Here is a 21080-nt window from a genome sequence, read left to right as displayed (position 1 = left end):
TTTTTATTCAAATACGCTGTTATAATCTGTCAGTGATTATCAGCTGCCTGTTTTTTTGAACTGCGTTGCGGCGCCAAGCGAATCTTGAGCGAGGTGATTGTGCGCCAGTCCCATGCATCTGGAACAGATGCCGTTGAGCAGTTGATTCAGTTCATGCCTGATATCAGGCGTTGCCACACGGTTTTTTCGCAGTTAGAGCGGCAGTGGACGTGGATAGCCCTGACGGGAAAGATCAACTGCAATGCCATCGCCGCCACCCTGTTCGATTTCATTTTCAAGACACGCGATACCTTTGGCCAGCTGCGGCAGGATATGACAGGCATGCTGGCCGAAAAACTGCTTGAAAAAGCCGTGCGCGAAATGTCGCCTGTGGCCCAGGTGGTCATGGACATCATCAAGCGCAACCTGTACGAGCGCACCGCCGACGTGAGCTTTCTGGCCACCGACGGCGAGATCATCAGTTTTCTGCAGGGCGCATCCACCGACGTGGCCGCACTGCGCGCCAGGCTTGCCGCATACCGGGCCAAGTACAGCGTGTACCGCGATATTCTGGTGCTTGATACGCAGGGCAGGGTATGCGTGCAACTTGACACGCGTACGCCGGTGCGCGAGTCAAACGATCCGCTTGTGGCCCAGACGCTGGCTGCCAGCGAGTTTGTGGAAACATTCCGTCCCACCGACCTCTCGCCCGATGGCAGGGCAGCCCTCGTCTATTCGCACGTTATCCGCGAGGAGGGCGCAGCCGAACCGCTGGGTGTGCTCTGCCTTGTTTTTGACATGGACGGTGAGGTGGCCGACCTCTTTGCGGGCATGGCCCGTTTTGCCGAAGACATGGTTATCCTGCTGCTGGACGACAAGGGCGAGGCCTTTGCCAGCAGCGATGCCCGGCAGGCCCCCGTGCGCCGCTCCTATGCCCGCACCCCGGCAGACGGTTTTGCCGTCAGCTCCACTGGCAGCAGCACCACGCTTGCAGTTTCGCGGCCGTCCGAGGGCTATCAGGGTTACGAGGGGCAGGCGTGGCAAACCCATGTGCTGCGTTCTGCGCAAAGAGCCTTTGCCAGCAGACCCACCGCAGAACTGGACGTGGCCCTTGTGCGGCGCGAGGCGGGCTTTTCTGCCCAGCTGACCAATATCGAAGAACAGGCAAGCGACGTTATGGGCGACCTGACGCTGGCGGCCCTCAACGGGCAGATCATGGCCGCCCGCCAGAGCGGCAACGCCCGCGAGGACGAACGCATGGCCGCGCAGGCGCTGCCGCCCATTCTGGATGCCGTGAGAAAGATGGGCATAGAGATGGAGCGCGAGTTTCATTACTTTACCGACGGGCTGCTCAAAACGGTTACGGCCTCGCGCCTCAACGACGCGTCGTTTCTCGCTTCCATCACCGTGGAAATAATGGACCGCAATCTTTATGAGCGCGCCAACGACTGCCGCTGGTGGGCGCTCACACCAGATTTTCGGCGCATTCTTGCCCGACCCGCCGTGGACAAGGCATCTCTGGCTCGGCTTGAGGATATTCTTGAGTACATCAACAGTTACTACACGGTGTATTCCAATCTTTTTCTTTACGATGCGCACGGCGTGGTGGTGGCCTGCTCGCAGGCTGCAGAACGTGGCCTCTATGGCCAGCAGATCAACGAAGACTACGTGCGGCGTACCCTGTCACTCAATGATTCGGACGATTTTGCCGTTTCTTCTTTTCGCGCTACCACGCTGTACCACCCCAACAGCAAGGCACAGCCCACCTATGTGTACAGCGCACCCGTATTCGCCCCCGAGGGCGGGCAGGCCGTGGGTGGCATAGGCATTGTTTTTGACTCTCTGCCGCAGTTTGCCGACATGCTGGGCGATACCCTGCCCAAAGACAGCGCGGGCAAGGTGGTTGAGGGGGCGGCTGGTTACTTTGCCGAAACGGGCGGAACCCTGGTGGCGGCCAGCGAGGCCCACACGCTGCCCGGCGAAACCTGCCAGCTGCAACCGCAGTGGCTTGCCCTTGGACAGGGCGAATGTCATTCACAGCTGGAATCGGTGGATGGGGTGCTGTACGCCGTGGGGTGCGCCCGGTCACGCGGTTACCGCGAATACAAAAGGGATGGCCGGTACAGCAACGATGTTTTGTGCGTGGTACGTCTGCCGATTTAAGGCGCGACGCCCGCCATCACAAAGTCCGCCCTTGTCCCGGCTGCACCACAGATGCAGCCGGGACAAGGGCGGACTTGAGTTTTTTTGTATGCCAGCAGGCTAGAGAATGTGTTTCACATTGGCCCGGCAGGTTATGGCGGGGCCGTCAAGCGTGCTCATGGCGTCCAGCAGCATGGTGCGGTAGGTTCCTGTGCCGCCGCCTACGGCAGCCATGTTTTCAGAGGCTATTTCTCCGGCCACGCCCATGGCGCACACCGCGCACAGGCATGCCTGGGGCAGCTCTGCCGGGGCGGCACCCACGCAGCAGCCCACCACCACGGCTGTCATGCAGCCAGAACCGGTAATGCGCGTCATGAGCGGGTCGCCGTTGCTCACGGCCCAGGCCCCTCTGGGGTGGGCCACAATATCAATGCGGCCGCTCACGATGACAATGGCACCAGTGGCCGTGCTCAGGTCCTGAGCCATGCGGGCCGCAGCGCCGAGGTTTTCTTCTGAAACCAGAACCCCCTCGTCTGCGTCCACGCCGCGCGCCGTGGCTTTTTCACCGGCCAGAAAGCGGATTTCAGAGCTGTTGCCCTTGATGACGGTAAAGCGAACTTCCTGCAGCAGGGTGCGCAGGGTTTCGTTGCGCAGGTCGGAGGCTCCCGCGCCTACGGGATCGAGCACCACGGGAATATTCAGGGCGTTGGCGCGCCTGCCAGCGGCCAGCATGGAGGCCACAGTGCGCGCGTTGAGCGTGCCTATGTTGATGACCAGTGCCGAGCTTAGGCTCACGATCTGTTCCACTTCGGCAGCGTCGTCGGCCATAATGGGCGAGCCGCCAGCGGCCAGAATCATGTTGGCGCAGTCATTGACGGTTACATAGTTGGTAATACTGTGCACCACGGGGGTTTTGCGGCGTACGATATCCAGAATTTCCCCAAAACATTCCATGCCCAGCCTCCTCCGGCATAGCCGGAAGCAAGAGTAAACAGCGCAATTGCCGTCACGGCCCCCAAGGGGCAGATTCCCTAGGGTTTGATGTAGGCAAAGCCCTCGCGCTGCAGACGGACAATTTCCACCAGACCAGCGGGAACAACGTCGCAGCCGGGCCAGATGTCTGCATGGTCAATATTGTTGTCGGCCAGGGCGTTGGCGCACAGCAGGATGCGCAGCCCCTGATCTTGCAGAGGGGCCGCTATGGCGCGGAATTCTTCATTGCCTTTGACAAACTGGGTAACGGCGGGGCCGTTGGCCACAACTACGAGCTGAAAGCGTTCTTCTGGCAGGGCCTTGATATAGTTGGCCGCATTACGAAGAACAAGGCGCAGGATTGCGGGGTCCTTGCTGTCCATGTGCAGGCAGAGATCATAATTCATGGTGTGTCCTGTGGTTATGCGTTGTGCAGGCACAAGGCCTGTTGTTGTAATCCTAGCGGAGCGACATTTTTTTGCAAGCATCAGTTGCTAATGGTTCTTGATTCATGTTGGCGGGCAACGTATGGTAAGGCATGTTTTGTATTCTTGGCGCAACAGAAACACAACGGCCACGGGGTCTGGTGGTGCTGCAACTGCTTGCGGCCCTGGTTCTGCTTGCGTGCGTCGGAGGCTGCGGCCTGTTGGCCCGCGCCCCGGCAGAAGAGCCTCAACCGGCTCCGCCAGGGCTTGAAACCGCCTGGCAGGGCAAGCCAGTGCCCTACAAGGTGCGCATCAAGGTGCAGAACGGGCCAGATTCCCTGGCCGGACAGATGAAGGCCTCAAGCCAGCTCGTGCAACTTGCCAAGGAACCGCCCGACAGCATGCTGGCGCTGGAAAGGCGTGCCCGCGCAGATACTGCCAGCGCGCAGAGCCTGCTGCACTCGCAGGGCTACTATGACGGCACGGCCACGTTTGAAATGGACAGGGAATCCACCCCCGTTGGCGTGGAGCTCATCCTTTCGCCGGGCAAGCGTTACAGTCTGGGGCGCGCAGACGTGTACTACGACCCGGAACCCGTCATTCCGCAATATTTTCGCAACCGTCAGCGTGAGGTTGGCTTTTGGGGGCTGGAAACAGAACCCGTGCCGCCGCCTTCCTTCCCCAAGGTTTTGCCGGGGGTTGCTGTTGGCAAGCCCGTTGCCGCCGATGACCTGCTGGCAGCGGTAAACGCCCTGCCCGAAGCTCTGCGGCGGCAGGGATACCCGCTGGCCAAAATTGCCGACACAAGCTTCACGCTCGACCGCGAGGCAACCAGACTCAATGCCGATATTCTGGTGCGCCCTGGGCCGCCTGCGCTCATGGGCCACATTGAGGTGCGCGGGGCCAAAGAAGTCAGCGCTGAATATGTGCAGCGGCTGGCTCCCTGGAACAGTGCCGAAGAACCCTGGAATTCGGACATGGTTGAGGACTACGCCAACAAACTGCGTGCCCTCGGCCTGTTCCGCACTGTGGAAGCCAAACCCCTTGAAGATCAGCTTGCCAGTGGCGCGGGGCGCGACGGTGCAGCCGTGCTGCCGCTGGAAGTAACCGTGGCCGAAGCGCCATTCCGCTCGGTGGGGGCCAGTGCCCGTTACGATACCGATACCGGTCTTGGCGTGGAAGGCATGTGGGAGCACCGCAACTTTTTTGGCAATGGCGAAAAACTTACGGTGAGCGCGCCGTTTGCCACCGAAACCCAGGGACTCAAGGCGGCCTTCGAAAAACCGGCCTTTCTGGCGCGTGAGCAAAAGCTGCTGGTAACGGGCTCTACCCTGCGTGAAAATACCAGCGCCTATGAAAAAATTGCGGGCACGGGCACAGGCGATATCGAAAGACGGCTCTCGCGCCAGTGGTGGGGCAGTGCCGGGCTTGGCGGCGAAAGCGGCTCCATCAAGGACAACGAACAGGACCCCAAGGGCTACGGATTTTTTGGCCCCCGGCTGGGCCTGCGGCGTGACACGCGCAACAATGTGCTCAATCCTTCCGACGGGTCGGAACTGGCCATCAAGTTCAAGCCGTATACCGGCTTTTATGGCGAATCGTTCAATGTCATGACCGGCGTGATTTCGGCCAGCGGGTACTACGCGCCATTTCGCAAAGACGGCCTGCCGGACGACAAACTCGTGCTGGCGGGCAGGGTAGAGGCCGGTGCCCTCGCAGGCATGGGGCTGCGCAGTATCCCCGCCAGTTTGCGCTATTACACCGGCGGGTCGGGTTCTGTGCGGGGCTATGCCTACCAGTCGCTGGGGCCGCGTGACCATAAGGACGAACCTTTGGGCGGGCGCTCGTATCAGGTAGTAAACCTTGAAGCCCGCTACAAGATTACGGACGATTTCGGCATTGTTCCCTTTCTTGATGGCGGCATGGTCTACAGGGACGAATTGCCGCGCATTATTGGCGACATGAGCTGGGGCACGGGCCTTGGATTTCGCTATTTCACGCCCATTGGACCTGTGCGGTTGGATGTGGGCTTTCCCCTGCAACCCATTGACGGCGACCCCCCAGTGCAGATTTATGTCAGCATAGGGCAATCTTTCTGATGGATCAGGACCGCAAGGCGGCAGCGCCGCCATCCTCTACCTCGCCGGACAAGGGCGGTGTTGCTCCACAGCCTGGTCTGTCCGGCCAGTATCCAAAAAATAAACGCAGGATATGGCTGCGTCGCACGGTCATGGCTCTGGGGCTGTGCCTGCTGTTGTGCGTGACAGCCCTTGTTGGAACCCTTGCAGCCCTGCGCAATGAATCGGTGCAGGCGTGGGTGACGGATAAAATCAATGCGGCCATGGAGGCCACGCCTGCTGATGGGGCTGCCCCTGATATCCGTGCGCGTATTACGCATCTTTCTGGCCCATTGCCCTTTGGGTTTGCGCTGGGTGTGGAGTTGTACGATGCGCAGGGGCTTTGGCTGCGCCTGCCCGCATGCAGTGCCACCTGGAACTGGCAGGCTCTGCCCGGTGCACTGCATATTGCCTTTGTGCGCGTGGACAATGCCGAGCTGTTGCGCCTGCCGCAGCTCTCGCAGAAGGCTGCGCCGCCGCCGTCACCGCCCCTCACAGAAGGGGCCTTGCGCACGGCTCTGGCTGATGCCCTGCGCGAGCTTGGTTCATTGCCAAGCTGGTTGCCGCAGGTGCGCATTGACGAGCTTTCTCTGAATAATGCTCTCTTGCCGCAAAGTCTGCTGGGGCAGGCCATCCAGACCCAGACAGGCGCAGACGGCGAACCCCAGACCGAAGCAGCCGCGCCCACCCCTGCGGATGCACCACAAAAGGCCGACATGCCCGCACAGGCGCGTCTTGATGCGGGTTTGAAAATTGCTGTGGGTAAAGACGGTGCGCAGGCCCGTCTCAGACTTGCCCTCAAGGCGGAGGGCGATGCGCCGTTGTTGCTGGCAGGCATGCCTGCATCGGTGGTTGAGTCCAGTATGCAGGCCTCGGTCGCGTCCTCCCGGCAGGGGGAATCACTGGCTGTGGACGCGAGCGTGGAGCTTGTCTGTTCCCTGCAAATGGCTGCGGAAGCACCCGCTCCCGCAACTGCTCCAGAGCCCGCGGCTGCTCCCATGCTTGCAGCCCTTCTGGGTCAGGGGGGCAGCGCAGATGTGCGTGTAACGGCCCGTATCACGGCCCCTGCGGGCGGCGGCCCTGCAGCAGGCGGGCGTGCTGCCATTGAAAAAATTTCTGTGCAGGCAGGCCCCCTGCGTGTGGGCGGCCATGCAACATGGGAGAGTGGAACGGAAACTTCGTGGCTTGCTGGACCGCTGGATGTGGATATTCTGACCAGCCTTGGGCCGCAGGTCGAAGACGGCGCGGCTGCCCCCGGTGCCAACCCTGCCGCCAGTACCAGCCCAGCCCCTGCCGGTGTGGGCGAGAACCTGTTGCCCTCCAGTGCGAAGTTGCGCGTGGCGCTCAGTGGTCCGCTGGATGCGCCTGATACCCGCATTGCTCTTGATTGCCCTGCCTGGAATGTGGGCAGGCACGCGCTTGCCAATATGGCCCTCAAGCTGGAAAGCACGCCCCTGCGCTGGCGGCAGGTGTTTTTTGGCTCACCGGGGCAGGCGGCTGCGGATACTGGCCCCGCCACTGATGCAATCCCCGAGGCTGAGCTGGCCGTAAATGTGCAGGCAACCGCCAGGGTAGACACTTTTGCGCAGCGCTTGGGCGCGACCATTTTTGCGCGTCAGGGGAGAGATGCTGGCAGCACCGCCCTGCTGGCGGGGGTGCGCGACCTGCAGTGCGATGTGCTGGGGGTTGCCGCCTCCGGGCAGGTAACGGCGGTCTTGCCCATGCCTCTGGTTGCGGGAGGCATGCCGCGTGCAGACGGCAAGATTGACGTGCGCGTTGCAGACTGGAAGGCCCTTTCGGCCATTGTTCCCGGTGCGCGGCTCGATGGCGACGCCGCCCTGTCGCTTGAGCTGCGGTCGCAGCAGGCAGAGGCCACAGCAGCGCCCGGCCATACCCAGCAGGCAAGTTTACGCTGGCGCGTACCACGGCTTTCTTACCGTGAGGGCAGCGCCCCGCCTGTAGAAGTGCAGGGGCTTGAAGGCGAAGCTGCGCTCGCCGATATTTTTGGCACAGGGCAGCTGGCCGCGCGTCTTGATCTTGGGGGGCTGCGTAGCGGCGACAAAAGGCTTGGGGCCAGGGTGCGTGCGCAGGGTTCGGTATACGGACCTCTGGAGGCAAACCTCGAAACAAGCGGCTTTGCGGCGGCGCGTTGCGCGGTGCGCTGGCAGCCCGGTACTGTAGAGGTGCGGCGGCTTGATCTTGATCTGCCCGCACAAAAGCTGGGCCTGCGGGCCGCAGCCGGAGCCTCTCTGCGCTACGGTTCGAGCGAGCTGGGCCAGACCGATCTGGGCCTGAGTGGGCTGGATATAACCATGAAGCCCTCTGGCCGTTTGCGGGCGCAGGCCTCGCTGAGTGCGGAAAAATTTGATGTGCGCCTTACACTGGAGCAGCTTGAGCTCGCACCCTGGCGCGTGCTGGTACCTGCCCTGCCTGCGGGCACGGTTGCCGCTACGGCGCGGCTTGCTGGCAGCCCCGCCCATCCGCAGGGCGACCTGCGGGTGGATGTGCGCGGTTTGAGCCTGCCGGGCTCTGCGCTCAAACCTATGAATTTGACCCTCACCGGCAAGCTTGAGCGCGATACCGCAGCTGGCGGCGCGCTGGCTCTGCGCCTTGTGCCCGATCAGGCAACTGTGGTGGCTCTTGGCGGTACAGAGTGCCGTGTTGAGGCCCGCCTTCCACTGCTGTTTGGCGCAGACGGATTGCCGCGCCCCCACATGCAGGGGCCGCTACGGGCAGCGGTACGCTGGAACGGCGCAGTGGCCCCCCTGTGGAGCTTGCTGCCTGTGGCAGACCAGCGGCTGGCCGGGCGGCTTGCCCTTGCACTTGATGTGGGGGGAACCCTTGAAACCCCGGTGCCCAAGGGTTTTGTGCGCATGGACGATGCCCGCTACGAAAACCTTACGCTGGGCGTACTGCTCTCTGCCATAAACCTTAGGCTTGATCTTGAAGAAGGCCACGCTGGGGCTCTTGGTCTTGCCCGCCTGAACCTCGCCGCTGCCGACGGGCAGGGCGGCACTGCGCGCATAACCGGGCAGGGCAGGCTGGACGGCAGCCAGCTTGATTTCAAGGCCAGTCTTGACCACCTGCGCCCGCTGCGCCGCCGCGACGTGCGTGTAGAGCTTTCTGCCCAGGCATCGGTTGCGGGCAGTGCCACAGCACCAGAAGTGCGCGGCACCCTTACCGTCAATCAGGGGTTGGTGCTGCTCAATAATCTTGAGGTGGGCGGCAGCATCACCACCTTGCCCATCAGCGAGGCCTCGCCTGCCTGGGCCAGAACCGGGTACGAACCTCCCACCTCTGCCGCAAGGCAGGGTAAAAAGGCTGCTTCCTCTGCCCCCGCCCTGGCTGGTGCGGCCCCTGTTTCTGGAGGCAAGCCGGGTCTGCTTGATCTGCGCATTGTCATTCCTGGCCGGTTTGTGGTTGAGGGCTTTGGCCTCAAGAGCGAATGGCGGGCAGACATGCACATTGGCGGCACGCCCGCAGAACCTCTTGTTTCCGGCCAGCTCAACGCGACCAAGGGCAGCCTTGATATCCTTGGCAAAAATTTCAAACTGGCGCGCGGGGCGGTGACCTTTGCCGGCGGGGATGTTTCAAATCCCCTGCTGGACATCATGCTCACAAGCCAGACCCCGGCACTCATGGCCAATATCAGCATTGTGGGAACAGTACGCAAAATGCAGCTCATTCTGAGCAGCGACCCTGAAATGCCGCGTGATGAAATTCTGGCCCAGATACTTTTTGGCAAAAGCGCCAGCGAATTGGGACGGCTCGAAAACCTGCGCCTTGCGGCGGCGGTGGCCCAGCTGGCGGGTTTTGGCACGGGCAGCGGCGGTGGTGGCGTGCTTGATTCCGCACGGCAGGCGCTGGGCGTGGATGTGCTGCGTTTCAATTCCTCCGGTGCCGGGCAGCAGGGGCAGAGCGGAGAAAACATGGCCGCTGGCAGCTCTGTTGAAATGGGCAAATACCTTACAGAAGATATCTATGTGGGCGTGCAGCAGGGGGCCAAACAGGGCAGCACGGCCTTTGTGATTCAGCTTGAGCTGACCCCCAGGGCCAACCTTGAGGTGCGCACCGAGCAGCAGAGCACCAAGGGCGGCGTGACCTGGAAATATAATTACTGATGCGCTTCGCTTGGCTGGCGGGGTGGGGTGTGATAACATAGCAAAAAACTGGCATTCACGGCCATTCAGGCTCCAATGCCTGCTGTGCGGCCAAGCCAGTGCCAGAGCGTCCGGGCTGGACTCGCCCCGGCATATGGGGCAGACTGTGGCGGCCGCAGGCATGCGGCAACATGGATCATGCAAGCAAAGGAACAGAATTATGGGCAGAATAGTGGCTATCTGTACCAGCCAGAAAAAAGGCACGGCCAAGAAGGCCGTGGATTATGCCAATATCATTGAAAATCACGGCATCGAGGGCGATGCTCACGCGGGCAACTGGCACCGGCAGGTAAGCCTGCTTTCGTGGCAGGCCATTGAAGCCTTCAAGGCGCGTGGGGCTCTTGTGGCCAACGGCTGTTTTGGCGAAAATCTGGTGGTGGACGGCATCGATTTTGCCGCATTGCCGGTGGGCACGCGCATTGCGTGTAACGACGTGCTGCTTGAGGTCTCGCAGATTGGCAAGGAATGTCACAGCCACTGCCAGATATACCACACCATGGGCGAATGCATCATGCCTACCCAGGGGGTGTTTGCCAAGGTTCTGCACGGTGGTGAGGTGCGCACGGGCGACACCATGGAAGTGCTGCCCCCTGCAGCGGAATAGGCCGAACGAGCCAGAGAATTTTGCGGTGGAGATGTATGGAAACGCTTAAAATGATATGGCGCACGGCACTTTTTCTTGGTGCGGTAACCGTGGTCTTTGTGCTTTACACTGTAGGTGTGGCCCTTGTTGAACGCCATTTTTCGCCCAAGTATGCCAAAAAGCAGGAACAGCCCGCTCCCGTTGCAGAGGCCACTGCGCCACAGGCAGAAAGCCCCGCTCGCGCCATGCTCGACAGCGGCCAGCTGAGCAGGGAACAGAACAACCCTGAGTTGCAAAAACAGGGTTCGCCTGTTTCCGCAGAACGCTCGGCTGGGCTGGTGGCAGGCGCACCGGGGCAAGGCGAAAAGTAGCCGGATAATCAGGTTATGAACGAGAGCACAGACACGCAGGCGGTCGTAGGACTTGCCCGCCCGCTGACCATACGGCTGGCAACAGGGGCAGACCACCATGCCCTGACCCTGTTGTGGCGGCGCAGCGTTGAGGCAACCCACCATTTTTTGCCGCCCGCCGAGGTGGAACGTCTTTTTGAAGATGTGCGCAGGCTCTATTTGCCCGGGGTGGAAACTCTGTGGGTGGCCGAGCTGCACCAGGCACCCCCTGCCGGGGTTTGCCCTGTGGGGTTCATGGGTTGCAACGGCCCGCAGGTTGAGATGCTCTTTGTTGACCCTGCCAGTTTTCGATGCGGGGTGGGCACTGCGCTGTTGGCCCACGCAAAAGCGGCCCACCAGCAGCTGGCCCTTGATGTGAATGAGCAGAATCCGCAGGCTCTGGCCTTTTATAAAAGACAGGCCTTCAGGATTGTGGGGCGTTCAGCACAGGATGGGCAGGGCATGCCCTATCCGCTGCTGCACCTGGTGTGGCAACGGTCGGAAAAATAGCTGAAAACGGAAAGCGCAGGGGTGACCCTGCGCTTTCCGTTTTGTCGCTAGATATAAAAATAGAGGCTTTGCAGCAGGTATTCCACATGGTGTTTCACGGCCAGGCTCAGCAGTGCCCGCTTGGCGCGCGGCAGACTCTCTGTGCCGTTTTGCAGTTCGCCTAGGGCGGCCAGTACGCGTTTTTTTTCTGAGGGCGTGGCCAGATTGTCCACATAGCCCCATACGTGTTCGGCGGCGTTACGCGCCTGCGGGCCGCAAATTTCCTTTTCCAGGGTCTGCTCCACAAGGCTGTAAAACTCGCGGGCATCGGGCGCGTCCGCCTTGAGCATGGCGCGAAAGGCATTGTACGCCGCCTGTTCGCGCTCAAGTATCAGATACTTGTATCTGGCCCATTCACGGGTCAGCTCGTTGCGGGACAAGCGGGGGCTCGTGAGGTTGATGCACTTTACTGCGGAAAGGTTCTTGTCCTTGACCTCAAGCATCACGTCCAGTTCGCGTCCGTCCAGCGAGCTGTGGAATTCCAGAAAATCCTTCATGCCGATGAAGCGCGAGTGCATGCCCGGTTTGCCGCCAGCCAGCTGCTGGCTGTAGTGCAGTTTGGGGCGGCCATGCTGCGGGCACCAGCTTTCCATGGCCCGGTCAAGCCAGTAGTCCTGTGTGCCGTGGCGCGGCGGGTTGAGCGAGTGGTGGAACACATCAAAGATGGCTGGCAGGCCGCACTTGCCGCAGATGGCAAGGGCGTCTTCTATGTTGAAAACGCGCTCGTCGTTTTCAAGTGAAAGGCGGTTTCGCACCTGCAGGGGCAGGGCGTGGATGTTATCCGTCAGCCGTTCGAGGGCCGAGGCCCGTTCGCCGTATCCGCCGCCCAGATGCAGGATGATGCGGGCGCTGCCATCAGCCCCCAGGGCATCAAGAAAACCGGCGTGAAAGGTCAGGTCGTCAACGGCGCGTTCTACCACATCCTGTCGGGGCGAATTGAGCACTGTGTACTGCCCCGGATGCATGGAAACACGAATGCCCGTTTGCGCCAGTGTTGCCCGCGCCGAGGCCAGCTCCTGGTGCAATTCATGCTGCCAGGCAAAGCTGTTCTGGGGATGTGAAGCCAGCGGAATGATGTCAGAGCTGATGCGCATGAGGGGTATGCGCGCCTCTGCGCAGTAGTGCAGCATGGCTTCCAGCGCCCGCAGGTTGTGGCGGCACACGCCCAGCATGTTTTCGTGCGTGGCGCGGGCCAGGGTAATGGCGGAGAGATCCGCTTGGGGAACCCCTATGGTCTTGCAGGCAAATCCGTATCGTATCATGGGGCCACTGTAGCCGATTCGCGGCGGGCGGCAAGAGGTATGCCCGACATGTCGGACGAATCTTAACGCAAGGCTTACAGCAGGTGGAATAGAAACAGCCAATGCGCGCACCCTGCGCGGGGCATTGTGCAGATGGCCGGGGAAGATGTTTTGAAGGCGATGATATTCGCACATACCAAGGAAGGCGCAATGGAAGGTCACGGTTCTCGTCTGTCAGCGGCTCGGGTGGTGGAAGAAAGGATGCAGGGCCCTGTATGTACTGCAGCTTTTTGTCTGTTTTTTGCCCTGCTGGTTTTTTTGGCTATGCCAGCATGGAGTGGGGCGGCCAGTGCGGACATGCCGGGCATGGTGCAAAAAAAGCTTTCAGCCTCACCCGAAAAGCTGCTGGTGCAGTGGCAAACTGCTAAAAAGGCAACCCTGCGGGCTCTGGTAGACGTGCCCACAAAACCCAGAGCGGCGGTCATACTGTTTGCTGGCGACAACGGCTGCCTTGGCCTGACGGAAAACGGAGAGCAAACCAGCCTGCAGGGTAATTTTCTTGCCCGCTCCAGAGCTCTTTTTGTCAGGGAAGGCCTGCTCACAGTGCTTGTGGACGTGCCATCAGACGTGAGCGGCCAGAATGCCAACAGCTATCGCACCAGTGCGGAGCAGGCGCAGGATGCCGCCATGGTGATGGATTATGTACGCAGGCAGTGGCACGTGCCCGTGGCACTGGTGGGAACAAGCCGCGGAACCATCTCTGCCGCCAACACGGCCTCCCGGCTTGAGCGTGGCAATGCCGACGCTCTGGTACTTACCTCAACTGTTACGCAGAACAATAAAAAGGCAAGCGGTACCATCTATGATGCCGCTGTGGGTCGCATTGCCATACCAGTGCTCATTTTTCATAACGAGCAGGATGCCTGCAAAGTCAGCCCTTATTCTGGCGTGCAGGCTCTGCAACGGGCGCTCAAAAGCGCCCCCCGCAAGGACATTATCAGCCTCTCACACGGCGATGCTACCGGTGATGCCTGTCAGGGCATGTCGGCCCATGGCTACCTTGGGGTAGAGGAACAGGCGGCTTCGACCATTGCAGGCTGGTTGTTTTCCAGCGTTCCATCGGCAGGAAAATAGCGCGCCGCTGATCCTTTTTCCCTGTTCTGACTCAAAAACATGAGGCTGCAGAGCCCCTAACCCCCGGGTCCGTTTTGACGGATTCGGGGGTTTGTCATCTTATGGTTTCAGCCTGTCAGGCGCAGATGAAATTTGTCATATTTTTATGACAATGCCCCAAGCCCCTGCTGATAAAGAAACCTCAAAGCGCCGTTAATCACACAAAAAATTTAAATGGTGTATTTGGCATTGGTTTTGCTTTTTGTGGCGAAATTCACAATTTGCGTCAGCCGTGGGCTTTTTCGGACAACGATGCCCAGAGGTATGGCGGAACCATCAGCCATGGAGACCAAAACCATGCCGTATCCTTCTAAGCGCGTCTGGATTGTGGGCTGTATTGCCCTGGCCGCGTGCGTGGGCCTGGCGGCAGCGGGGGTGTCGTATTCGTCGCAGACGGCGTTTTGTCTGTCTTGCCACGAAATGCGCGTGTATCAGGACGAACTGATGCTGTCACCGCACGCCAAGGACGCACAGGGCAAAGCCATTGGATGCTCGCAATGCCATATCCCGTCGGGCAACCTGGCCCGCATGCTCAGCGCCAAGGCATGGATGGGCATCAAGGACTTGTGGGTGCACAACGTGGAGGGCGGCACAGATCTGAACCGCGTCGCCATGCAGCCCATTGCCCGCCGGTTTACGGACGATGCCAACTGCCGCGCCTGCCACCAGGACTTGACCCGCAACGCAAAGGCCGACGGTCCCATTTCGGTTGAGGGCCGCCTTGCCCACGAAAACTACGAGGGCAAGAACGGTCAGGCCCGCAGCGGCTGTGTGGGGTGCCACCGCAACCTCGCTCATCTGCCGGTTTTTGACGAGCGCATTCCTGCAAACCATAAGTTCGCACAGAAAATCAAGGAGATACGGCCATGACCCGCAACAAGAAACTGCTCATCGTTCTGCTTGCCCTGGCGGTGCTGGCGGGCGGCTATTTTCTGTACATGGCCTGGGCCTTTCCGGCTGAGCGGTGCGAGGCGGCAAAGCATCTCGATGCGCCGCAGATGGCTGGTGACTGCTACTCCTGCCATATGAAAAGCACGCCCCGCGTGGCGCAGGAATGGTTTGAAAGCAAGCACGGCATAACGCTTGTGCGCTGTCAGACCTGTCATGGCATGCCCGACGGCAAGGGAGCCATTCCCTTTACGCGCAGGCCCGGGGTTGAGGTGTGCGCCCGTTGCCACTCGCTTTCCATGCAGCGCATGGAGGCCAAGTTTGGCAAGCGTGATGACTGTTCCACCTGTCATCCCAACCACCAGAGCCCCATGCATGGCAAGGCCTACGAATACCGCATGCCCAGCGGCAAGACGGATTTGTAGCCCGCACCTGCGGTTTGCCGGGTTTGGTCTGCCCCAGCGCGGGGCAGCCAAGGTAACAGAACAATCATGCCAAGCTAACAGCGAGGTTGCGGATATGAATTCATCGCGTCGTGATTTTTTACGGTTTTTTGCCATGTCGGCCGCCATGGCGGCTGCTACGGGCGTTGGTTTGCCCACTTTGGCCCTTGCGGCAGACGACAACAAGCCGGACAAATGGGTAAAGGGCGTATGCCGCTACTGCGGCACAGGCTGTGGTGTGATGGTGGGGGTTAAAAACGGCAAGGCCGTGGCCATTCAGGGCGACCCCAACAACCACAACGCGGGCCTGCTGTGTCTGAAGGGTTCGCTGCTCATTCCTGTGCTTAATTCAAAAGAGCGCGTCACCCAGCCCATGCTGCGCCGCACCAAGGGCGGTCCCCTCGAGCCCATAAGCTGGGACGAAGCCCTCGACCTCATGGCTTCCAGATTCCGGCACAGTATTGATAACTTTGGCCCCAATTCCGTTGCCTGGTATGGCTCGGGTCAGTGCCTGACCGAAGAGAGCTACCTTGCCAACAAGATTTTCAAGGGCGGCTTTGGCACCAATAACGTGGACGGCAACCCCCGCCTGTGCATGGCATCGGCTGTGGGCGGCTACACCACCACGTTCGGCAAGGACGAGCCCATGGGAACCTATGCCGATATTGACCAGGCCACCTGCTTTTTCATCATCGGTTCCAATACCTCAGAGGCGCACCCTGTGCTGTTCCGCCGCATTGCCCGTCGCAAGCAGGTGGAGCCGGGCATCAAGATCATTGTGGCCGACCCGCGCCGCACCAACACGGCCCGTATTGCCGACATGCATGTGGCCTTTCGCCCCGGCACAGACCTGGCCTTCATGCACAGCATGGCCTGGGTCATCATCAATGAAGAACTGGATAACCCCCGCTTCTGGCAGCGCCATGTGAGTTTTGCCGACCCGGAAGGCAAGCCTTCTGATTTTGAGGGGTACAAGGCTTTTCTGGAAAACTACCGGCCCGAAAAAGTGGCCGAGATATGCCGCGTACCCGTAGAGCAGATTTATACGGCGGCCCGCGCCTTTGCAGAATCATCCGCCACCATGAGCCTGTGGTGCATGGGCATCAACCAGCGTGTGCAGGGTGTTTTTGCCAATAATCTTATCCACAACCTGCATCTGCTGACCGGGCAGATTTGCCGCCCCGGCGCTACGCCATTTTCTCTCACGGGTCAGCCCAACGCCTGTGGCGGCGTGCGCGATACCGGCGCGCTGGCACATCTGCTGCCCGCTGGCCGCGCCATTGCCAACCCCAAGCACCGAGCAGAAATGGAAAAACTGTGGGACCTGCCGGAAGGGCGTATTTCGCCTAATCCCGGCCCCCATACGGTGGCGATGTTTGAGGCTCTTGGCCGTGGCGACGTGAAGTGCATGGTTATTTGCGAGACCAACCCCGCGCATACCCTGCCCAACCTGAACAAGGTTCACAAGGCCATGTCGAACCCGGAATCGTTCCTTGTGTGCATCGAGGCATTCCCCGATGCCGTAACCCTGCAGTACGCCGACCTTGTACTTGCGCCTTCTTTCTGGTGCGAGCGCGACGGCGTGTACGGTTGCGGCGAACGGCGCTATTCGCTGACAGAAAAGGCTGTGGATTCGCCCGGCCAGTGCCGCCCCACCGTGAATACCCTTGTGGAATTCGCCAAGCGCGCGGGTGTTGACCCCAAGCTGGTGAACTTCAGGAATGCCGAAGACGTGTGGAACGAGTGGCGTATGGTTGCCAAGGGAACCACCTACGATTTCTATGGCATGACCCGCGACCGCCTGCGCAAGGAATCGGGCATCATCTGGCCCTGTCCCTCGGAGGATCACCCCGGAACCAACCTGCGCTACGTGCGCGGGCATGATCCGCTGGTGCCAGCCGACCATCCGGACAAGTTCTTTTTCTACGGCAAACCCGACGGCAAGCCCACCATCTTCATGCGCCCGGCCAAGGGCGCGGCGGAAGAACCCGATGCAGAATATCCTCTGTATCTTACCTCCATGCGCGTTATCGACCACTGGCACACCTCGACCATGACGGGCAAAGTGCCCGAACTGCTCAAGGCAAATCCGGCGGCCTTTGTGGAAATTAACGAAAAGGACGCCGCCGCCCTGGGCATCAAGCACGGCGACAATGTCATTCTCGAAACCCGGCGCGACAAGATGGAACTGCCCGCTCGCGTGAGCGACGTGTGCAGGCCGGGGCTTGTGGCCGTGCCGTTTTTTGATCCCAAAAAGCTGGTCAACAAGCTGTTTCTGGACGCCACCGACCCCGGTTCGCGCGAGCCGGAATACAAAATATGCGCGGCGCGGGTGCGCAAGGTTTAGCACGCGGCAGCATGTTCCTGTTCAGATAGAGATCCCCGCCCGTGTGCATGACATGCGGGCGGGGTAATGCTGGAGGATATATGGCCATTGCTGGGATAATTCTGAGTGCGCCCGCTGGTGCGCTTGCCGGGCTGGAAGCCGCCGTGCGGGGCCGCACGGGCATTGTGGATGTGCAGCGCACGCCCGCAGATGCGGAGATTGGCGGCCTTGTACTGGTTGTGGAGCAGCCCTCTGACAAGATTCAGCAGGAGCTCGGCGCGCTCAGCAAACTGCCGGGCGTTGAAGAGCTGCATCTGGTTTTTGCCAATTACGAGGAAGACATGGACGCGCAGGGCCACATGGAATGCCCGGCTCACCAGCCGCGATGCAGTATGGCCGATGGCAGTGCCATGCCGTTTGGAGCAGGGGAGCAGGAATGAGTCTTTTTATGCCGCCCCTGCGCCCACCGGGAGCTGGGGATGAGGAATCATTCTTGCGCAAGTGCGTGCGCTGCGGCAAGTGTGCGACCGTCTGCCCGTACGAGAGTATCGAGCTGGCTGGCGGCTTTGGGCGCACGCGGCGTACGCCGCAGGTGCGGCCCCGCAGAAAACCCTGCTACCTGTGCATGAAGTGCCCGCCGGTGTGCCCCAGTGGGGCGCTGGACAACGCTGTCACTGAAATGCAGCGGGCGGGCATGGGGCAGGCCTATATTCTCAAAAACCGCTGCCACAATTTTGCAACTGGCGTCATGTGCATGACCTGCTATGACCGGTGCCCCTTGCGCGGTTCTGCGGTGGTGCTTTCTGGCGGGCTTGTGCCTGCCATGACCACTGCCTGTGTGGGCTGCGGCATATGTGAATACGTATGCCCGGTGCAGGCTGTGGAAATTGTGCCCGCATCGTCGCGGCTCAAGCCGCCCACGGGCATACCTGTAGAAAAAGCGCCGGGAGGCAAGGCATGAGGCTGATTGTGGTGCGGCGGGCGGTGCAGGTGCTGGTGGTGGCGGGCCTGTGTCTGCTGCCCTGGGTAAATGCGGCTGGCTGGCGCGGGGTGAGCGGCAGTTTTTTTGCGCTGGATTTTTTTGGCGTACCCTTTGCCGACCCCGTGGGCGCGGCCCAGATTGCCGCCATGGGCTTTTTGTCTGCCGGACGACTGCTGGCCGGAGCCTTGCTTTCGCTGGTTGTGGCCCTGCTGCTTGGGCGGGTTTTCTGCTCGTGGATATGCCCCTACGGTTTGCTGTCCGAACTTGTGTATGCCCTGCGCTGGCGGCGGGATGGCGGGCGCCTGGTGGTGCGGCAGGCCTTCTGGGGCAAGGTTCTGCTGCTGGCCATGGGGCTGGTGGCGGCGCTAGGGGTAGGATTTCCGGTTTTGGGCATTGTTTCGCTGCCCGGCGAGCTCTCGTTGCTGCCCGTGCTTGCATGGCAGGGGGATGACATGTGGCTGCTGCTTGTGGCTGTCGCCGTGCCGCTGGTTGCCCTGCTGCTGGAATTTGCCACAGGCAAGCGTCTGTGGTGCCGTTTTGTGTGCCCGCAATCTGTGCTGCTGGGGGCCACGGCCAGTTGCCTGCCCGAGAAGGCTTTGGGCCTGCGTATTGTCTGGCGGGCAGAGAGGTGCTCCTGCAAGGGCAAGGCTCCCTGCCAGAAAGCCTGTTCGCTCGACCTGAACCCGCGCCGCAAGGGCGGCCCTGAAAGGCACGACTGTACCCACTGCGGCGACTGCGTCAGCACCTGCGCTGGCTATGGCAGCGCGCTGGAATGGTTCGTAAAAAAGAATGACGGGTAGAAAACACCGGCAGTGTCAGGCAGATAGTGTCAGATAACACCGTTGCACACCTATTGATTGTCCATTTTGTGCCGTATTGTCTTTTAAGCAAGAGCATTACAAAAAACGGCATAATATTGTCTGGAAGCTATTCACGCCTGGGCGTATAGTGACCATGCGGGTAGTGGCGCACCTTCTCTTCCCTCCTCCACTAAGTTTATAACTCCCTCACAATATTCGAGTGTTTAACATTTTTTGGCGCATGGCAATGCAGGATGCCCCATGAAATGGCGAAAGCATACGTGCAAGGGTGTGGATATGCCTTCTGGTTTCAGGAGGCCTCTTCGCGCTGCTTATTACAGGCCCGGCAGGTATACCTGGCAGGTATTGTTTTCAACGGTGTGCATTTACGGCACAATGCTGGTGATGCTTGCTGGTGCAGCCGTATGGCTGGGTTTTGACATGGCCTTGAGCCGTGAACAGATTATTCAGGAAAGGTCTGCTCTTGCAGTTCAGCAAAGCCAGTTTATGAGCCAGTGGTTTGGAACGACAGTTGTTGCTGCCGATTATGTTCTGCGCGATGTTCTTGAAAAAGTTACGGCAGATGAGGTGAACAGCAGCGTTGGCAACAAGGATGAAATACAGCGAGTCTGCCCCTGGCTGGCAAAAAAAATTTCTACCGTGCCCGGTGCCATCGGCCTTGGGCTGTACGACGCGGAATGCATTTATCGGCTGGTGGCAGACACCACAAAGATCGGTTTGAAAAGCAATCTGTCATTCTGCGCCTCATCACCTGTCATGACCGAAAACCGGGCCTACACGCAATATCTGCCTGCCATCAAATCTGCCTCAAAAGTTCCAACCATCGCCGTTACCCGCCCACGTATTTCTTCCGAGGGGCACTTTCTTGGCGGTGCCCTGGCCGCATTTCATATTGGGGAATTTCAGCGCTGGATACAGTCCTTTCCTTTGGGTGATCACGATGTGCTGGCCCTGGCCGACAGCGATGCCATGATAGTGGCGCACAATCCTCCCACATCAGCCAACTTTGAAAAACGCATCATTTCACTGGAAGAATTGCCAAATTTTGGTAGACAGCGCTCAAGCGCCAGCCTGATTGCCGTGTCGCCTCTGGACGGACGCACCAGGGTGTATGGGGTGAGCAAGGTAGAAAATATTCCCCTGCTGTGCATTGTGGGCTTTGACCTGCACGACAGCCTTCACGAATGGCGGCGGCGTGCATGGCAGTTTGGGGGCGGTTTTTTGGGAATGCTGCTGCTGTACACGCTTGCACTGCGGGAGCATCTTTTGACCCTGCGGCAATGGGATGACATGCGTGATCTGGCTGCCACCGATCCTTTGACCGGTGTCGCCAACAGACGGCAGCTAGTTTTGTGCGGCGAAAAGGAAATGGCAAGAAGCCGCCGCTATCAGGGGCATATTTCACTGTTGATGGTAGACATTGATAGATTCAAATCCATCAACGACCTTTGGGGGCATGCCACAGGTGACCGGGTCATACAGGCCGTCGCCGATGCAATGGTGGCTATTACGCGCGGGCAGGATGTGGTTGGCCGTCTTGGGGGCGAAGAATTTTTGCTCATTCTTGCCGAAACAGACGGCGTGGGGGCTCTCGCCAATGCCGAACGGCTGCGCGAGACCATTCAGGACATGGTGTCGGTAACCTCGGACGACAACCAGATTGTGCGGTTTACTGTCAGTGTGGGGGTAACCACATCTGCTCCGGATGATGCCACCTTTGCCGACATGCTCGGCCGGGCGGACCGGGCGCTTTATGCAGCCAAAAATTGCGGCCGCAATCAGGTGGTTGGCGTATGGCCTGAAACATGCGCGCGCAACGTGGCCTAGTGCTTTTTATGCCCAGATTCAGTGATGGCTGCCCGTATTATTGTGGCAGATGAGCCGTCACAC

Annotated in this window: 17 protein-coding genes; 14 read left to right on the top strand and 3 right to left on the bottom strand. The window is 60.1% G+C overall.

Annotated features, from left to right (window positions below; translation table 11 throughout):
- Positions 1-84: 84 nt before the first annotated feature.
- Positions 85-2142: a cache domain-containing protein gene (locus F8N36_RS00775; RefSeq protein WP_291330845.1), complete on the top strand. Its 2058-nt coding sequence runs from the start codon at positions 85-87 to the stop codon at positions 2140-2142.
- Between the two features lie 99 nt (positions 2143-2241).
- Here the strand turns inward: F8N36_RS00775 and thiM are convergent, their stop codons facing one another.
- Both thiM and F8N36_RS00765 read right to left on the bottom strand, forming a co-directional pair.
- Positions 2242-3075, bottom strand: a complete 834-nt coding sequence (gene thiM, locus F8N36_RS00770; protein ID WP_291330844.1) for a hydroxyethylthiazole kinase — start codon at positions 3073-3075, stop codon at positions 2242-2244.
- 77 nt (positions 3076-3152) lie between these two features.
- Positions 3153-3500 carry a DsrE family protein gene (locus tag F8N36_RS00765; RefSeq protein ID WP_291330843.1) on the bottom strand — a complete coding sequence of 116 codons (348 nt, stop codon included), beginning with the start codon at positions 3498-3500 and terminating at the stop codon, positions 3153-3155.
- A 131-nt stretch (positions 3501-3631) separates the two neighbouring features.
- Between F8N36_RS00765 and F8N36_RS00760 the strand changes: the two genes are divergently transcribed.
- From F8N36_RS00760 to F8N36_RS00740, 5 genes are all read left to right on the top strand, one after another.
- Positions 3632-5617, top strand: coding sequence for a BamA/TamA family outer membrane protein (locus tag F8N36_RS00760; RefSeq protein WP_291330842.1), 1986 nt, complete (start codon positions 3632-3634; stop codon positions 5615-5617).
- Positions 5617-9756, top strand: a complete 4140-nt coding sequence (locus tag F8N36_RS00755; protein ID WP_291330841.1) for a translocation/assembly module TamB domain-containing protein — start codon at positions 5617-5619, stop codon at positions 9754-9756. Before F8N36_RS00760 ends, F8N36_RS00755 begins: the two co-directional genes overlap by 1 nt.
- A 199-nt stretch (positions 9757-9955) precedes the next feature.
- A complete protein-coding gene (locus F8N36_RS00750; RefSeq protein ID WP_291330840.1) occupies positions 9956-10399 on the top strand; it encodes an MOSC domain-containing protein in 444 nt (147 codons plus the stop codon).
- Positions 10400-10434: 35 nt separating this feature from the next.
- The gene (locus F8N36_RS00745; protein WP_291330839.1) at positions 10435-10749 is read left to right on the top strand and encodes a hypothetical protein; all 315 of its coding nucleotides are present in this window, start codon (positions 10435-10437) and stop codon (positions 10747-10749) included.
- A 15-nt stretch (positions 10750-10764) separates the two neighbouring features.
- The gene (locus F8N36_RS00740) at positions 10765-11277 is read left to right on the top strand and encodes a GNAT family N-acetyltransferase (RefSeq protein WP_291330838.1); all 513 of its coding nucleotides are present in this window, start codon (positions 10765-10767) and stop codon (positions 11275-11277) included.
- Between the two features lie 47 nt (positions 11278-11324).
- Here F8N36_RS00740 and uvsE read toward each other — a convergent pair whose 3' ends face one another.
- A complete protein-coding gene (gene uvsE / locus F8N36_RS00735; RefSeq protein ID WP_291330837.1) occupies positions 11325-12578 on the bottom strand; it encodes a UV DNA damage repair endonuclease UvsE in 1254 nt (417 codons plus the stop codon).
- Between the two features lie 303 nt (positions 12579-12881).
- Between uvsE and F8N36_RS00730 the strand changes: the two genes are divergently transcribed.
- The 8 genes from F8N36_RS00730 (at position 12882) to F8N36_RS00695 (ending at position 21017) form a co-directional block, all read left to right on the top strand.
- Positions 12882-13691, top strand: coding sequence for a hypothetical protein (locus tag F8N36_RS00730; protein WP_291330836.1), 810 nt, complete (start codon positions 12882-12884; stop codon positions 13689-13691).
- A 336-nt stretch (positions 13692-14027) separates the two neighbouring features.
- A complete protein-coding gene (locus tag F8N36_RS00725) occupies positions 14028-14600 on the top strand; it encodes a NapC/NirT family cytochrome c (RefSeq protein ID WP_291330835.1) in 573 nt (190 codons plus the stop codon).
- Positions 14597-15043: a hypothetical protein gene (locus tag F8N36_RS00720; RefSeq protein ID WP_291330834.1), complete on the top strand. Its 447-nt coding sequence runs from the start codon at positions 14597-14599 to the stop codon at positions 15041-15043. The genes F8N36_RS00725 and F8N36_RS00720 overlap by 4 nt, the downstream gene beginning before the upstream one ends.
- A gap of 94 nt (positions 15044-15137) precedes the next feature.
- Complete coding sequence (locus tag F8N36_RS00715; protein ID WP_291330833.1) at positions 15138-17408, top strand: nitrate reductase; 2271 nt, start codon at positions 15138-15140, stop codon at positions 17406-17408.
- Positions 17409-17488: 80 nt separating this feature from the next.
- Positions 17489-17827 carry a hypothetical protein gene (locus tag F8N36_RS00710; protein WP_291330832.1) on the top strand — a complete coding sequence of 113 codons (339 nt, stop codon included), beginning with the start codon at positions 17489-17491 and terminating at the stop codon, positions 17825-17827.
- The gene (locus F8N36_RS00705; RefSeq protein WP_291330831.1) at positions 17824-18348 is read left to right on the top strand and encodes a 4Fe-4S dicluster domain-containing protein; all 525 of its coding nucleotides are present in this window, start codon (positions 17824-17826) and stop codon (positions 18346-18348) included. Before F8N36_RS00710 ends, F8N36_RS00705 begins: the two co-directional genes overlap by 4 nt.
- Entirely contained in the window at positions 18345-19169 is an 825-nt protein-coding gene (locus F8N36_RS00700; RefSeq protein WP_291330830.1) for a 4Fe-4S binding protein, read from the top strand. The genes F8N36_RS00705 and F8N36_RS00700 overlap by 4 nt, the downstream gene beginning before the upstream one ends.
- A 405-nt stretch (positions 19170-19574) precedes the next feature.
- On the top strand, positions 19575-21017 hold the full coding sequence (locus F8N36_RS00695) for a diguanylate cyclase (protein WP_291330829.1): 1443 nt from the start codon (positions 19575-19577) through the stop codon (positions 21015-21017).
- Positions 21018-21080 lie beyond the last annotated feature (63 nt).

It is taken from the genome of Desulfovibrio sp. (genome assembly GCF_009712225.1).
GTDB lineage: Bacteria > Desulfobacterota > Desulfovibrionia > Desulfovibrionales > Desulfovibrionaceae > Desulfovibrio.
This window is presented reverse-complemented; position numbering and strand designations above follow the sequence as displayed.

Excerpts from the sequence above, each read along its gene's own strand:
- F8N36_RS00700 (WP_291330830.1), top strand. The coding sequence starts at position 18,345 with ATGAGGCTGATTGTGGTGCGGCGGGCGGTGCAGGTGCTGGTGGTGGCG.
- F8N36_RS00755 (WP_291330841.1), top strand. The coding sequence starts at position 5,617 with ATGGATCAGGACCGCAAGGCGGCAGCGCCGCCATCCTCTACCTCGCCG.
- F8N36_RS00745 (WP_291330839.1), top strand. The coding sequence starts at position 10,435 with ATGGAAACGCTTAAAATGATATGGCGCACGGCACTTTTTCTTGGTGCG.
- F8N36_RS00720 (WP_291330834.1), top strand. The coding sequence starts at position 14,597 with ATGACCCGCAACAAGAAACTGCTCATCGTTCTGCTTGCCCTGGCGGTG.
- F8N36_RS00725 (WP_291330835.1), top strand. The coding sequence starts at position 14,028 with ATGCCGTATCCTTCTAAGCGCGTCTGGATTGTGGGCTGTATTGCCCTG.
- F8N36_RS00730 (WP_291330836.1), top strand. The coding sequence starts at position 12,882 with ATGCCAGCATGGAGTGGGGCGGCCAGTGCGGACATGCCGGGCATGGTG.
- F8N36_RS00765 (WP_291330843.1), bottom strand. The coding sequence starts at position 3,500 with ATGAATTATGATCTCTGCCTGCACATGGACAGCAAGGACCCCGCAATC.
- F8N36_RS00715 (WP_291330833.1), top strand. The coding sequence starts at position 15,138 with ATGAATTCATCGCGTCGTGATTTTTTACGGTTTTTTGCCATGTCGGCC.
- F8N36_RS00750 (WP_291330840.1), top strand. The coding sequence starts at position 9,956 with ATGGGCAGAATAGTGGCTATCTGTACCAGCCAGAAAAAAGGCACGGCC.
- F8N36_RS00740 (WP_291330838.1), top strand. The coding sequence starts at position 10,765 with ATGAACGAGAGCACAGACACGCAGGCGGTCGTAGGACTTGCCCGCCCG.
- F8N36_RS00705 (WP_291330831.1), top strand. The coding sequence starts at position 17,824 with ATGAGTCTTTTTATGCCGCCCCTGCGCCCACCGGGAGCTGGGGATGAG.
- F8N36_RS00695 (WP_291330829.1), top strand. The coding sequence starts at position 19,575 with ATGCTTGCTGGTGCAGCCGTATGGCTGGGTTTTGACATGGCCTTGAGC.
- F8N36_RS00710 (WP_291330832.1), top strand. The coding sequence starts at position 17,489 with ATGGCCATTGCTGGGATAATTCTGAGTGCGCCCGCTGGTGCGCTTGCC.
- uvsE (WP_291330837.1), bottom strand. The coding sequence starts at position 12,578 with ATGATACGATACGGATTTGCCTGCAAGACCATAGGGGTTCCCCAAGCG.
- F8N36_RS00760 (WP_291330842.1), top strand. The coding sequence starts at position 3,632 with ATGTTTTGTATTCTTGGCGCAACAGAAACACAACGGCCACGGGGTCTG.
- thiM (WP_291330844.1), bottom strand. The coding sequence starts at position 3,075 with ATGGAATGTTTTGGGGAAATTCTGGATATCGTACGCCGCAAAACCCCC.